This window comes from Succiniclasticum ruminis DSM 9236, from assembly GCF_900112895.1.
GTDB lineage: Bacteria > Bacillota > Negativicutes > Acidaminococcales > Acidaminococcaceae > Succiniclasticum > Succiniclasticum ruminis.
Genome location: NZ_FONL01000001.1, coordinates 332,425 through 346,505, shown reverse-complemented (window position 1 = coordinate 346,505; position 14,081 = coordinate 332,425). Strand labels below are relative to the sequence as shown.

12 protein-coding genes and 1 riboswitch are annotated in these 14,081 nt (G+C 51.1%); of the genes, 11 read left to right on the top strand and 1 reads right to left on the bottom strand.

The window, feature by feature from the left end; genetic code table 11:
• Positions 1–225 precede the first annotated feature (225 nt).
• The 5 genes from BM159_RS01635 to BM159_RS01615 are packed head-to-tail and all read left to right on the top strand — an operon-like array spanning position 226 to position 4,389.
• On the top strand, positions 226–834 hold the full coding sequence (locus tag BM159_RS01635) for a tryptophan transporter (RefSeq protein ID WP_093912508.1): 609 nt from the start codon (positions 226–228) through the stop codon (positions 832–834).
• Positions 831–1,694: an energy-coupling factor ABC transporter ATP-binding protein gene (locus BM159_RS01630; RefSeq protein WP_093912507.1), complete on the top strand. Its 864-nt coding sequence runs from the start codon at positions 831–833 to the stop codon at positions 1,692–1,694. The genes BM159_RS01635 and BM159_RS01630 overlap by 4 nt, the downstream gene beginning before the upstream one ends.
• Complete coding sequence (locus BM159_RS01625; protein WP_093912506.1) at positions 1,691–2,497, top strand: energy-coupling factor ABC transporter ATP-binding protein; 807 nt, start codon at positions 1,691–1,693, stop codon at positions 2,495–2,497. The genes BM159_RS01630 and BM159_RS01625 overlap by 4 nt, the downstream gene beginning before the upstream one ends.
• Positions 2,494–3,168, top strand: a complete 675-nt coding sequence (locus BM159_RS01620) for an energy-coupling factor transporter transmembrane component T (RefSeq protein ID WP_093912505.1) — start codon at positions 2,494–2,496, stop codon at positions 3,166–3,168. Before BM159_RS01625 ends, BM159_RS01620 begins: the two co-directional genes overlap by 4 nt.
• Positions 3,169–3,189: 21 nt before the next feature.
• Positions 3,190–4,389, top strand: a complete 1,200-nt coding sequence (locus tag BM159_RS01615; RefSeq protein WP_093912504.1) for an alanyl-tRNA editing protein — start codon at positions 3,190–3,192, stop codon at positions 4,387–4,389.
• A 133-nt stretch (positions 4,390–4,522) separates the two neighbouring features.
• Here BM159_RS01615 and BM159_RS01610 read toward each other — a convergent pair whose 3' ends face one another.
• Positions 4,523–5,173 carry a DedA family protein gene (locus tag BM159_RS01610; RefSeq protein ID WP_093912503.1) on the bottom strand — a complete coding sequence of 217 codons (651 nt, stop codon included), beginning with the start codon at positions 5,171–5,173 and terminating at the stop codon, positions 4,523–4,525.
• A 179-nt stretch (positions 5,174–5,352) separates the two neighbouring features.
• Here BM159_RS01610 and BM159_RS01605 point away from each other — a divergent pair, with 179 nt between their 5' ends.
• The 6 genes from BM159_RS01605 (at position 5,353) to BM159_RS01580 (ending at position 13,986) form a co-directional block, all read left to right on the top strand.
• Positions 5,353–6,213, top strand: coding sequence for a methionyl aminopeptidase (locus tag BM159_RS01605; RefSeq protein WP_093912502.1), 861 nt, complete (start codon positions 5,353–5,355; stop codon positions 6,211–6,213).
• A 210-nt stretch (positions 6,214–6,423) separates the two neighbouring features.
• Positions 6,424–6,514: riboswitch (glycine riboswitch) on the top strand.
• Between the two features lie 255 nt (positions 6,515–6,769).
• On the top strand, positions 6,770–8,194 hold the full coding sequence (locus BM159_RS01600; protein WP_093912501.1) for an alanine/glycine:cation symporter family protein: 1,425 nt from the start codon (positions 6,770–6,772) through the stop codon (positions 8,192–8,194).
• A 170-nt stretch (positions 8,195–8,364) separates the two neighbouring features.
• Positions 8,365–8,853: a QueT transporter family protein gene (locus BM159_RS01595; RefSeq protein WP_093912500.1), complete on the top strand. Its 489-nt coding sequence runs from the start codon at positions 8,365–8,367 to the stop codon at positions 8,851–8,853.
• A 43-nt stretch (positions 8,854–8,896) separates the two neighbouring features.
• Complete coding sequence (pcrA, locus tag BM159_RS01590) at positions 8,897–11,308, top strand: DNA helicase PcrA (RefSeq protein WP_177205842.1); 2,412 nt, start codon at positions 8,897–8,899, stop codon at positions 11,306–11,308.
• Positions 11,309–11,329: 21 nt separating this feature from the next.
• On the top strand, positions 11,330–13,483 hold the full coding sequence (ligA, locus tag BM159_RS01585) for an NAD-dependent DNA ligase LigA (protein ID WP_093912498.1): 2,154 nt from the start codon (positions 11,330–11,332) through the stop codon (positions 13,481–13,483).
• A gap of 2 nt (positions 13,484–13,485) precedes the next feature.
• Positions 13,486–13,986 carry a hypothetical protein gene (locus tag BM159_RS01580; protein ID WP_093912497.1) on the top strand — a complete coding sequence of 167 codons (501 nt, stop codon included), beginning with the start codon at positions 13,486–13,488 and terminating at the stop codon, positions 13,984–13,986.
• Positions 13,987–14,081: the final 95 nt, after the last annotated feature.

Below are 14,081 nucleotides of genomic sequence, written 5' to 3'. Positions count from 1 at the left end.
TATTTTAAATTATACTACAGAATAATCAGTTTTCAAAAATAAATTAAAGATGGACCCGATAGCAGTTGTGATAATTACGGTTCTGATATATAATGTAACCATCTTTTCTGATACCGGAAAAGATTCCGGTAATGATAACATAGAACGGTAATGATTAATTTCAGTACATACAAGACGGAACAACGTTGCAGTGTTGGACTATTGAAAGAGAATGGAGCGCTTTTTATGGAAGAAAATACGAATAATATTACTGCATCTGAAAAAGAATGCAATACGGTGCCAGTTCTTACCCACGTGGAAGCAAACCAGGAGGGGTACCGCTGGGTGGCGATCACGGCCATGCTGTTTGCCATCGGTATCATTCTGCATACGGTAAGCCCTAATGTGGGGGGCGTCACTCCCAACTGGACCATCGCCATGTATTCCATTGTCATCAACCTGACCCGGCCGCCTTTGAAACGGGCCATCGGCATTGGCTTTGTTGCCGGCCTGACATTGATTCCATCGTCCAAGTCAGCATTCCCGCTGGGGAACATTGCAAGTGAACTGAGCGGGGCGACTACCTGCTGCCTGCTGGTGAAAGCCTTTGTGGCCTGCCGTATGGGAGATTGGCGTCTTACCCCCTTTATTACCGGCTTTGCTTCCACCTTTGTATCCGGCGGCGTGTTCACTTTTATTTTAAAATTAGTGCTGGGCCTGCCGCTGAAGGTATGGATTTTTGCCATGCTGCCGGTAGTGGCGGTAGTCGGCGTGCTTAACGGCCTGATTACGTTCGGTCTGTTCCGTCCTGTAAAGAAACTGTTTTACGCGCAGGAAGGGGGCGAAGATAAATGAATTCCGTGATTTCTGTTTCCGATTTTTATTTTAACTATCTCCGCTCTGATCTGGTGCTGAAAAATGTGAATATAGAAATTGAAAAAGGCTCTTTTACTGTAATCATTGGTCCAAGCGGCGCAGGGAAGACTACGCTGTGCAAAGCCTTGACGGGTATCGTTCCGTTTTATTCCGGCGGCGATTATGCAGGTGAGATTAAAGTATTGGGCGAATCGACAAAAGGGAAAAAGGTTTCCGACCTGGCCATGAAGGTGGGGCTGATGCTGGAAGATTATGAAAGCCAGCTGGTTTCCCTGACGGCAGGGGAAGAAGTGGCATTCAGCCTGCTGAATCACGGTTTCCCACCGGAGGAAGCGGAAGAACGGACCCGCCTGGCGCTGGAAGATGTAGGCCTGCCGGGACGGGAAAGCTATCAGCTGGACGAACTGTCCGGCGGACAGCGGCAGCGCCTGGCGCTGGCTTCGCTGCTGGCAGTACATCCGGAAATTATCGTGCTGGACGAACCGGTCAGCGCCATGGATCCGGATGGAGGCGAGAGCCTGTATAAGTTATTGGACAAAATCCACAAAGAGCATGGGACTACGTTTATCGTGGTAGAGCACCGGCTTGAATTTGTACTGCCCTATATGACGGATCTGATTGCCGTAAAAAATGGGGAGATTATGGCCCAGGGACATTGTGAGGACGTAGTTTCCCATATTTATGAAGACAAAGAACTGCGGCCGCTGCTGCCGGATCTGTGGCAAATCAAATGTAACCTGGAAAAGGGAACGGCGCAGAAGTTCAGCTTATGGAGATCTGCTGATGAAGCAGTGAAAGAATTGCAGTCTAAAGGTTTTGGAAGAGGGGTGAGGGCATGATTGAAGCAAAAGAAATCAACTTTGCCTATCGCCGCGGCATTCCGGTGCTGTTCGATATCAACTGCAAAATCGAAGACGGGGAATTCGTAGCGCTGTTGGGCCACAATGGAAGTGGCAAAACCACCCTGTCCCGCCTGTTTATGGCGTTGGATCATCCCCGCAGCGGACAGATTCTTGTAGATGGGGAAGATATTATCAATTATGAACCGGCCGACCTGGCGGATAAAGTCGGATATGTGTTCCAGAACCCGGATTTGCAGATTCTGGCGGATACGGTGTATGAAGAAGTTGCCTATGGTCCCCGGGTCAAGAAACTGCCGGAAGAAAACATCAAAACAAATGTGAAAGCCGCATTGCAGGCCATGGGACTGAAAGGACTGGAAGCAAAATATCCCCGTATCCTTTCTTTCGGACAGAAGCGGCGGCTGGGGGTGGCGGCTGCTTTGGCGCTGAACCCCCGTATGCTGATCCTGGACGAGATCACTAATGGTCAGGACGCGGCGGAACAGGCGGCCATGATGGAATACCTGAAAGCGTTAAACGAAGAAAAGGGAACGACCATTATCCTTATCACCCATGACATGAACGTAGTTCGTAAATATGCCAGAAGGGCTATTGTCCTGACAGACGGCCGCCTGGTGTTCAGCGGTACGCCGGAAGAACTGTTTGAGGGAGACCAGCCGGTAGAACGCTGGGGTCTGCGCCGTCCTGTAGTTTCCGAACTGGCTTCCCGCCTCGGGGTTTCTGCTGCATCCTGTGAAGAATTCTGCGAGGAAGTCCGGAAAGGAGGCGCTGCTTTATGAAACTGAACGCCTTTACCTGGATTATCGTAACGCTGGCGGTTACAGCCTGGGTATTTATTCTGCCGCTGGAAGCCGTAGCGACGATTCTTGTGTTACAGTTAGTGCTTCTGTTGTATTTCAAACGCAGCAAGACCATGCTGGCGGCTATTGGCGGGTTAGCTGTGTTTACCGGCATGATGGTTCTCCTGCAGCTTTTATTTGGCTCGCCGCTTAACGTTTCCCTGTTCGGCGGTCTGCGCATGCTGGTCATGACCCTTGCCTTTTTATGCATGCTGGCGACGACGCGCATCCAGAGCATTGCCAAAGCGTTAGTGGACCGTTTCCATCTGCCGGTGGAATATGCGTTTATGCTGACGGCGGCCCTGCGCTTTGTCCCAAACTTTCTGGAGGACAGTTCCATTACCCTTGACGCCCAGTCCTGCCGGGGCTATTCCAACCGGGGCAACGCGCTGAAACGCCTGCTGTCCTATGTGGTGGTAATCCGTCCGTTGGTCATGCGTGCCGTGGCCAAATCGGAAACCCTGGCTCTTTCCATGGAACTGCGGGGCTTTGGCGCCAACACTTATAAAAATATGCCCAAAGAAGAGCTCACACTGACTGATTTTGTGGTATTGCTGATAGTTGTAGTATTAAGTACTTATCCATTCTGGAAGAAGTTCTTGCCGGTATAAGAAGTGGAGAGAAGTGGTATCATGACAGAAAAACTGTTTGAAAGAGATTCCAACCTAAAAACCTGTGAAGCGACGGTGCTGGAATGCGAGCAGGCGCCTCAGGGGTATGCGGTAGTGTTGGATCGGACGGTACTGTTCCCGGAAGGGGGCGGACAGCTCAGTGATACGGGCACAATCAACGGAGCTGAGGTGAAGCATGTGCGGGAAACGAAGGAAAAAATTATCCATGAGTGTGCGGCGGAATTTCCTGTGGGCAGCAAGGTTACGGTGCAGGTGAATTGGACGGACCGGCTGGACCATATGCAGCAGCATTGCGGGGAGCACATCCTTTCCTATGCGTTTTTCAAACTGTTTGGCGCCAATAACGTGGGGTTCCACATGAACGAGCGCGTGGTGACGATTGATCTGGATAAAGAAGTAACTCTGGAAGATGCCTTTCAGGCGGAAAACCTGGCCAACCGGCATATCTGGGAGAACCGTCCCGTAACGGTTTCTTATTTACCCCATACAGAGCTGGAGCATCTTCCCATGCGGAAGAAGAATGAGAAACTGACCGGTATCCTGCGGGTGGTGTCAGTACAGGGCGGAGACGTCTGCACCTGCTGCGGTACCCATCCCGCATCAACCGGTGTGGTGGGGCTTGTCAAGATAACAAAGATTGAAAAACACAAGGGAGGAACCCGGGTAGAGTTTCTCTGCGGGCGCTGGGCTTTGGAAGATGCCCGGAACAAGATGCGGTACGTCCAGGAAGCCGCGAACATGCTGAGCACGAAAGAAGAAAAAGTCTGTGAAGGAATTGAACGGCTGGAAGATGAAATTGCTGAGCTGAAGGAAAAGCTGAGGGCTGCCGTAAAGCAGATACAGGAATCGGAAATCAAAACAATTCTGGAGGAAGCCCCGGTCAATTCCGCAGGTTGCAAAATCGCAGCCGCGGTCAAGGACGGATACGAGCCGAAAGACGCAAAAACATTGTTTGGGAAACTGACGGATGTTCCCGACACGGTGGTGGCAGTGATATATCACAACGGGGAGCGCGTCAATTACATGTTTGGCCTGGGAGACGGCGCGGCAGGTGACTGCAAGGCCATCATTGCCAGAGCCAATGAGATTTTCGGAGGCAGAGGCGGCGGCAAAAAAGAATCCGCACAGGGCGGCGCGCCTTATGCGGATGACTGGAAAGAGAAAGCGGAGAAACTGATTGCTGAGTTGAAAGCAGAATAAAAAGAACTGCCGGTTATTCGTCAGTGCTCCCAACCTTCGTGCAAATTCATTTAGTAAGTGTTCCAAAAATTAAAAGTCCGGACCAATTTCCTGTTTTTGGCAGGCAATGGTTCCGGACTTTTGTATTATCTTTTTATTCTTTTCCCATTTTTGCTTTGGCAAATTCGTAAACGATAGGCAGTACGGATACAATGATGATGCCTAATGCAACGTGGGAGAAGTTTTCCTTCACGAAAGGAATGTTGCCGAAGAAATACCCTGCGCCGGTGAACAGGCCTACCCAGACCAGGCCGCCGATTACGTTGTAACGGAGGAATGTGCTGTAATGCATGGTGCCGATACCGGCCACAAAGGGAGCGAAGGTGCGGACGATGGGAACGAAGCGGCACAGGAAGATGGCCTTGTGGCCATGTTTTTCATAAAACTTCTGTGCCTTTTCCACATGTTCCGGCTTGATCAGGCGGTTGTGACTTTCCAGCAGTTTCTTACCAAACTTTTCCCCTATCCAGTAATTACTGGTATCGCCTAAAATCGCCGCTGCCAGACAGATTGCAAACAAGGTTCCGAAGTGCAGGCTGTTGGCGGTAGCGGACAGGGCGCCACAGGCAAAGAGCAGGGAGTCGCCCGGTAAAAATGGTGTAACGACCAAGCCTGTTTCGCAGAAAATAATCATAAACAGAATAAAATAAATCAGGGAACCGTAAGAAGCCATGACCATGGGAATGTATTTGTCGAAGTGCATAATGTATTCGCTGAAATAATAGGGAATCTGGCTGATGTCCATAAAAAGAAAAACCTCCATGAATAATAGCTTGAATTTAATTTCATTGTATTCTATCATATTTTGCCAAAGAATGATATAATTATTTATTATTATATTGGTTCGCACTGTTTAGTTATAGACTTTGCATGTTCTATTGAAACGAAAGAAGAAAACAAGTACAAACAGTATTGGAGGTTGCAATGAGCGAAATATTGTGCTGGTGTGGAAGCGGTAAGCCTTATGAAGATTGCCACAAAGAAATAGAAGATGAGATCCGTATGCATCAATTGGCTGGGGAAGAGGTGCCAACCCGCCAGATGATCAAAACACCGGAACAGATTGCCGGAATCCGGGAAGCGTGCAAATTAAATACCGCTGTGCTGGACGAGGTGTCGAAGCACATCAGAAAAGGAATGACGACGGAAGAAATCGACCGGATTGTATATGATTTTACAGTTTCCCATGGGGGCATTCCGGCACCGCTGAATTTCTGCGGTTTTCCCAAAAGCGTGTGCACGTCCATAAACGATGTGGTGTGTCACGGCATTCCCTCGGAGAAAGTGGTGCTTCGTTCCGGTGATATCGTAAATATCGATGTGTCTACGATTTTGAATAATTATTACGGCGATGCTTCCCGCATGTTTGAGATCGGGCGCGTGGACAAAAAAGCCAAAGACCTGGTGGCGATTACCAAAGAGTGCCTGAAGCGGGGCGTAGCAGCGGTTAAGCCCTGGGGGCATCTGGGGGATGTAGGCGCGGCGGTTTCCCAACTGGCACACAAACACGGCTACAGTGTGGTGGAAGAGTTCGGCGGCCACGGGGTCGGTGTTGAATTCCACGAAGATCCCTTTGTGGCCCATGTAGGAAAAAAAGGAACGGGTATGCTGCTGGTGCCCGGCATGATTTTCACCATTGAGCCCATGATCAATACCGGCAGGAAAAATATTTTTATTGACGAAAAAGACGAATGGACAGTTTACACGGAAGACGGAAGCCTCTCTGCCCAATGGGAGTATACGGTGCTGGTGACGGATTCCGGCGTGGAAGTTTTATCCTGGTAAAAATAATCAGAAGGCTATGTATACAAGTATACATAAAAAAATCTATTGATTTTTTCAGCCTGATTGTTTAAAATAGGCTCAAATATATAATTGAGATTGTAAAACTGAATATCGGGTGGATGAAACATGCGGAAGAATGCAGGGCCAAAAGGTCAGGCATGCCGAAGGAGTAGCACTCTCAGGCGTTCCGGTGAACACGAAACCGCATGCGGACACAACTCTGGAGATACTCATTCAATTGAGAGCCGAAGGTGCAAGGGCACAGCCCCAATCTCTCAGGCAAAAGGACAGGGTCGGGAGCAGGCGGTAATTCCGCTTGCGAAGTAATACGTTATATAAAGTGTTACATACAATGATATTGACCGGCCTGCAGGGAATGAATTTCCGGAGGCCGGTTTTAATTTGCGTTTTCAGTATTGGGAGGTCCAAATGGGGGAATTCAGGATCCGGGTTGATACAGGGTAATACAGCAGTAACCGCGCGGTAAGCACGGCACGAGATCAGGCAAAGACCGGAAGCGGTTCCGGTAATTATAAAAAGGAAGAAGGAACGAATTATGAATATGGAACAAATTAATGCCATTGTCAATGATATTGACAGTTTTGTGTGGGGCCCTGCGATGCTGACCCTGCTGGTAGGTACCGGCATATACCTGACCTTTAAGCTGAACTTCCGCACCTGGCGGAACCTGCCATACGCGTTGCGCAGCGTGCTGGGCAAAGATGCCCGTACCACGAAACGCGGCCATGGCGACGTTTCCCCGTTCTCGACACTGATGACCGCTTTAGCAGCTACCATCGGTACCGGTAATATCGTAGGCGTGGCCACGGCTATGTTTTCCGGCGGTCCCGGCGCCCTGGTCTGGATGTGGATCTCCGCCTGCTTCGGTCTCACCAGTAAGTTTGCGGAATGTATGCTGGCGGTTAAATATCGTGAGGTGAACGCCAAAGGTGAAATGGCCGGCGGTCCTATGTTCACCATGAAGAACGCGCTGAAGAACAAATCCCTGGGGGCTGCATTAGGCTTCCTGTTTGCGCTGTTCACTGTGCTGGCGTCCTTCGGTATCGGCAACCTGACTCAGGCGAACTCTATTTCTTCCGCCCTGGAGCAGACTTTTGAAATTCCTATCGCAGTAACCGGTGTCGGTCTGACGATTCTGTCCCTGATTATTATTCTGGGCGGCATTCAGACGATTGCCAAAGTATCCTCTGTACTGGTTCCTTCCATGGCGGTTCTGTATGTTGTTGCCGGCCTGGCAGGCATCCTGGGGAACCTCTCCGCAATTCCGCACGGCCTGTATCAGATTTTTATGATGGCATTCAGTCCGGATGCAGTAGGAGGCGGCGTACTGGGTACGATCACCGTCAGCGTTATGAATGCGGTCCGCTTCGGCGTGGCCCGCGGCTGCTTCTCCAACGAAGCCGGTATGGGTTCTGCGGCTATCACCGCTGCGGCGGCTCACACGGATGACCCGGTCCGTCAGGGTTATATCAATATGACCGGTACGTTCTTTGATACCATCGTTGTCTGCTCTATCACCGGTCTGGTCATCGCTTCCTCCGGCGTACTGGGCGCCACGGCTGCCGACGGTACCCCGCTGAAAGGCATCGCCCTGACCATCGCCGCGTTTGAACGGTTCGTAGGCCCGGCAGGCGCGTACATCGTTTCCATCGGCATCCTGCTGTTCGCGTACTCCACGATTTTAGGCTGGGAATATCATGGTGAAAAAGCATTCGAATACCTGGTAGGCAGTCATAAGTTAAATATCATCTACCGGGTGCTGTTCTCCCTGACCGCCTATGTTGGCGCCACCCAGACCCTGGAACTGGTGTGGAACCTGTCCGATATTTTCAACGCCCTGATGGCGATACCAAACTTAATCAGCATGATCCTGCTGGCTGATGTGCTGAAGGCTGAAGTGGAACGGTTCCAGCCGATCCTGGAAGCGGAAGAAGCAGCTAAGGCTGCTGCGGAAGACTGACCAGTTCCGATTCAGACAAATTTTCATTAAGTGCAATGAGGAGACAGAGGCTTTGGCTTCTGTCTCTTTTTTATATTCTGTATGCGTTATGTTTATGGTATAATGTTTTAGCACCCGGCAAGTTCGGAGTATATTCAGGTAAACAGTACGCTAAAGGAGCATGATTGTCCATGAATCATAAGGCGTCTTCTTTTTTAGTTGCGCAAGGGGCGATGATCGCAGCGGCATACGTGGTGCTGACAGTTGCTTTTGCGCCGTTTTCCTTTAAGGAAATCCAGGTCAGGATATCAGAATCCCTGACGATATTGCCCATGTTCACTCCGGTAGCGGTTCCGGGGCTTGCTGTCGGGTGCCTGCTTGCTAATATTTTAGGAGGCGCGGTGCTTGCTGACATAATATTCGGATCATTAGCCACACTGATCGGGGCAGTGGGGACCCGGATGTTACGGGGCAAAAATCCTGTTCTGGCTGTCATCCCTCCGATTGTCGCAAATATGCTTATTGTTCCCTTCGTGCTTCGTTATGCCTATGGCGTGCCGTTGCCAATCCCACTGATGATGGGGACCATCGGCATTGGGGAAACGGTATCCTGCGGCATTTTGGGGTTACTGCTTTATAAAGCTTTGTACCCGCATCGAAAGAGCATTTTTAAAGAATAAATAATCACAGGCTTTTGTTTTTCATAGATTTTTTGGAGGACTGATGGATACTCTTGCAAATCTGAATCCGCAGCAGCAGGCTGCGGTGGAACATATAAACGGGCCCATGCTGATTCTGGCGGGGGCCGGCAGTGGAAAGACCAAGGTGCTGACCTGCCGGATTGCACACCTGCTGGAGCTTGGTGTTTCACCCTATAGAATTTTGGCGATTACTTTTACTAACAAAGCGGCCAAAGAGATGCGTGACCGGGTGGACGCCATGGTGGGACCTGCGGCGAAGGACGTGTGGCTATACACATTCCACGCTTTCTGCGCCCGTTTCCTGCGACGGGAGATTGAAGTGCTGGGAACCCATAAGAGTAATTTCGCCATTTACGATGCGGCAGACCAGAAGAATTTATTAAAATCCATTCTGAAGGATATGAACCTGGATGAAAAACGGTTTCCGCCTGCCGCCCTGCAGAATGCGATTTCCAACGCCAAGAACCAGATGCAGAATGCGTCGGCTTTTGCAAAACTGGCGGGAGATTTTTTTGAGCAGAAGGCAGCGGAGGTTTACGAATTATACGAGCAACGGCTGCTGACCAACAATGCCATGGACTTTGACGACCTGCTGATGCTGACGGTAAAGATACTGGCAGAGTTTCCGGAAGTGCGGGAAAAATATCAGCAGCGTTTCAGCTATATCATGATCGACGAGTACCAGGATACCAACCGGACCCAGTACCTGCTGACGCGCTTTCTGGCGGGAGATGAGGGGAATCTGTGCGTGGTGGGCGACGCGGACCAGAGCATTTACGGCTGGCGGGGCGCGGACATCCGCAACATCCTCGATTTTGAAAAGGACTATCCCAAAGCAAAACTTCTGAAGCTGGAACAGAATTACCGTTCCACTACGGTAATTCTGGATGCGGCCAATGCGGTAATCGAAAACAATACGGGCCGCAAACCGAAAAAGTTATGGACGAAAAACCCGACAGGCGCGGCGATCACCTATTACAATGCCATGGACGAGCGTGACGAAGCCCGGTTCGTGGTGGAGCAGGCCCAGATGCTGATCCGCAGTGGCCGTTTTTCCTACGGTGACATGGCGGTGCTGTACCGTACCAACACCCAGTCCCGTGTGTTTGAAGAAATGCTTATCAAAAGCGGTATCAGCTACAGTATGGTGGGGGGCGTGAAGTTTTACGACCGGAAAGAAGTCCGGGACGTAATGGCCTACCTGAAGCTGCTGTACAATCCTTATGATACGCTGAGCTTGCTGCGTGTTATTAATGTGCCCAAACGGGGCATCGGACAGGCGACGATCAATAAACTGCAGGATTACGCCAACACGCAGGGGATATCGTTGTTTGAGGTAATTACCAACGCGGCTGCGGTACCGGGATTGAGCCCCCGTTTCATTGCAAAACTGGAAGAAATGAGCAGCCTCATCTTTGACTTAATCGCAGAGGTGGACACGGTTCCGGTGGAACAGTTGATTGATGATGTGATACACAAAACAGGTTATCTGGAAGAATTGCAGGCGGAACGGACACCCCAGTCGGATAGCCGGGCGGAGAACCTGCAGGAACTGATCAGCGTGGCGCAGGATTTTCTGAAGGATGAAGGGGATGAGAAAACCCTGGCCCGTTTTCTGGAACACGTAGCGCTGGTTTCCGATATTGACGACGCCCAGTTGGATAACGATAAATTTACCTTGATGACGCTCCATTCCGCCAAAGGACTGGAGTTCCCGGTAGTTTTCCTGGCCGGGATGGAGGAAGGGCTCTTCCCCCATTCCCGCAGTCTGATGGACGATGAACAGATGGAGGAAGAACGGCGGCTTTGTTATGTGGGCATCACCCGTGCCAAGGAGATCCTGTACCTGACCGGCGCGAAGACCCGGACTATTTACGGACAGACGAATTATTCCGCGCCCTCCCGCTTTTTGGAAGAGATTCCGGAAAAGCTGGTACATGAGTATCACCGTCCTTCGCTGATAAGTACAGGATACCGCGATACGGAAGGATATAAGAGCTGGGGTTACGGACAGGGCGGCTGTTCGAATGTTGATTCCGGTGGTTATCGCCAGAACAGACGCAGCGGATATGGGCAGGGCACTTATTACCGCGGCGGATATGACGACGAAGGCGGCACTATCATCGGCGGAGGCCGGGGCAAACGAACGGTTCCCGACAGTCGGGTGAGCGCATCCCTCAGCGAACGGTTTAAGGAAGAAAGCAAAAAGACCAGCGGGCTGTTCAGTAAGGTCCATACAAATTTTGTGCCGGAAAAACCGGCGGATGATGTAACGGACTTTGCGATCGGCGACCGCGTCAGCCATAAAAAATGGGGCGAGGGGACCGTTGTCAGTGTGAAAAACTCACCGGACGGGCAGGAAGTAAAGGTCGCCTTTGCCGGCGGGGGAATCCGCAGCCTGCTGACAAAATACGCCATGCTGAAAAAACTTTAACTGACGTGGAGAGGTAGTTTTATGGAAGAAAAAGAAACGGTACAGTACCAGGCTGCTGTATTGAAAGACGGCGAAACCAAAGAAGCGCTGCTACGGGAAGCGGATGGGCTGCGTATGCAGATTCGGCATCATGAATACCAGTACTACGTGCTGGACGCGCCGGAGATCAGCGACGCGGAATATGATGCGCTGACCAACCGGCTCCGTTCCATCGAAGCGCTGTACCCGGACGAAGTGCCGCCGGATTCCCCCACGCTGCGTCCCGGCGGGTACGTAGCGCCGGGCTTTACCCAGGTGAAACATATGGTGCCCATGCTGAGTCTGGGCAATGTGTATAACGCGGAGGAGATGGGGGATTTCGACCAGCGGGTACGGAACGCCCTGCCTGCCGGAACCGAAGTCAGTTATGTGCTGGAACCGAAGATCGACGGGCTGGCCTGCAGTCTGATCTATGAAAACGGCTGGCTGGTACGGGCTGCTACCCGGGGCGACGGGGAAGTGGGCGAAAACGTAACGACAAATGTTCGTACCATAAAAAGCATTCCCCAGCGCCTGCGTATCCCTGCAGGGGAAGAAGTGCCGGAATTGCTGGATGTACGGGGCGAAGTGTATATGTCCCGGGAAGCATTCCTGCGTCTGAACGAAGAACGGGTGGAAGCAGGGGAAGCGGAATTCGCCAATCCGCGGAATGCGGCGGCGGGCAGCCTGCGGCAGTTGGATCCCGCCGTTACAGCCAGGCGTTCCCTCAGCTTTTTTGCCTATTACCTGAAAGGGCCGGAGGAACCGGAAACCCAGGAAGAGTGCCTGCGAAATCTTGAGAAATACGGTTTTACCACACCGGAACACTGGTGTGTGGCACATACAAAAGAAGAAATATTACAGTTCATTGAAGAACACGACAAACGCCGCCGTGAACTGGCTTATGATACGGACGGCGCGGTAGCGAAGGTCAACGCAGTATGGCAGCAGAAACTGCTGGGCGCCACGGGAAAGGATCCCCGCTGGGCCATAGCCTATAAGTATCCGCCGGAACAGGCCCGGACGAAGTTGGAAGATATTGTGATCCAGGTTGGGCGCACGGGCGTGCTGACCCCGGCGGCAGTGCTGACCCCTGTAAAGTTATCCGGCAGTACCGTAAGCCGTGCTACCCTTCACAATGAAGATTTTATTCAGGAAAAGGATATCCGGATCGGCGATACGGTCATCATCAACAAAGCGGCGGAAATCATCCCCGAGGTGCTTTCCGTTGTAAAAGAACTCCGGCCGGAATCAGCAGTGCCTTTTGTCATGCCCAAGGAATGTCCGGAATGTGGTTGGGCGGTTGCCCGCAAAGAAGGGGAAGCGGCTTACCGCTGTACTAACCCCCATTGTCCGGCGCTTGGCCGTGAAGGTCTGATCCATTTTGCGTCCCGGGACGCCATGGATATTGAAGGCTGCGGCCCTGCGGTGATCAACCAGCTTTTGGATGCAGGACTGGTAAAAACGCCGGCAGATTTGTACGAACTGAAAGAAGAGCAGCTCCTGACATTGGAACGGATGGGGAAAAAATCAGCGGATAATTTGCTGAAAGCGATTGAAAAGAGTAAAGGGCAGGGACTGGACAAACTTCTTTTTGCGCTGGGGATCCGTCACATCGGCGCAAAAGGGGGACGATTGCTGGCCCTGCAGTATAAAAATATGGATACGCTGATGGCGGTCTCTTCAGAAGAACTGGCCGCTGTCAAGGATATTGGCTCCGTCATTGCAGAAAGCGTGGTGACCTGGTTTGCCGATCCGTTGAACCGGGAATTGATTGACCGTCTGAAAAAAGCAGGGCTAAATATGGAGATGCAGACCCAGGCTGTTAATGAAAGCCATCCTTTTTACGGAAAGACGCTGGTGTTTACCGGCACCATGCGCACGCTGGACCGGGCTACGGCCCAGACTATGGCCCAGGATGTCGGGGCTAAGGTCAGCGGCAGTGTGAGTAAAAAAACAGATTATGTTATTGCAGGTGCCGAAGCAGGGAGCAAACTGGAAAAAGCCCGTACGTTAGGCGTTACGGTGATTGATGAAGCGGAGTTCCTGCGGCTGGTGGGAAACGGTACGGGATATTCTGACGAATTTGCAGAAGGGGCAAACGCCGCTCCGGCATCAGAAGAAGGAAACCTGTTCGCAGGCTGGGAGGAAAAATAGCTGTGAAGAAGGTTTGTAAATGGACAGTTGTCTGTCTGATTGTTTTACTGGTAGTTGCCGGCTGTGGGTTTCTGAAAGCGATAACAGGGGACCCCTTTGCAGGGGACTGGATTGGTATCGTTAAAATTCCGGGGATGGGTAAGTCAGTCCTTCGGGTCAAAATCGAACCGGAGGATTCCGACCGGTATCAGGTTCATGCCACAGCGGAGAATTATCAGCAGAAACGGGAAGAAGGGGACAAAAGTCAGTCTGAAAAACGGTTTGTCTGGCAGACAGGGGCAGAGATGCGTTTTAACGGACAATTGGAAAGTGATACGCTTCATTTAAACAGGATGATGCAGCTGAGCCTCAGGCTGAGTAAGATTACCGGAACCCTGCGTTTCCCGGATGGAACAGAGATCCATAAGGATACAGGCAAAGAATATCCGGTGCTGAAAGAAGAGCTCCGAAAGATGACAGAAGCGGAACATCCCGGGGCTAAATTTGAAGACTTGAAGAAATAAGTTAAGTTATAATATTTGTAAGTGTCTTTTCCATATACATAAATTGTGATATAATATTATGTACGTTTTTTCAGGCAAAAGGAAACACTGCTTCG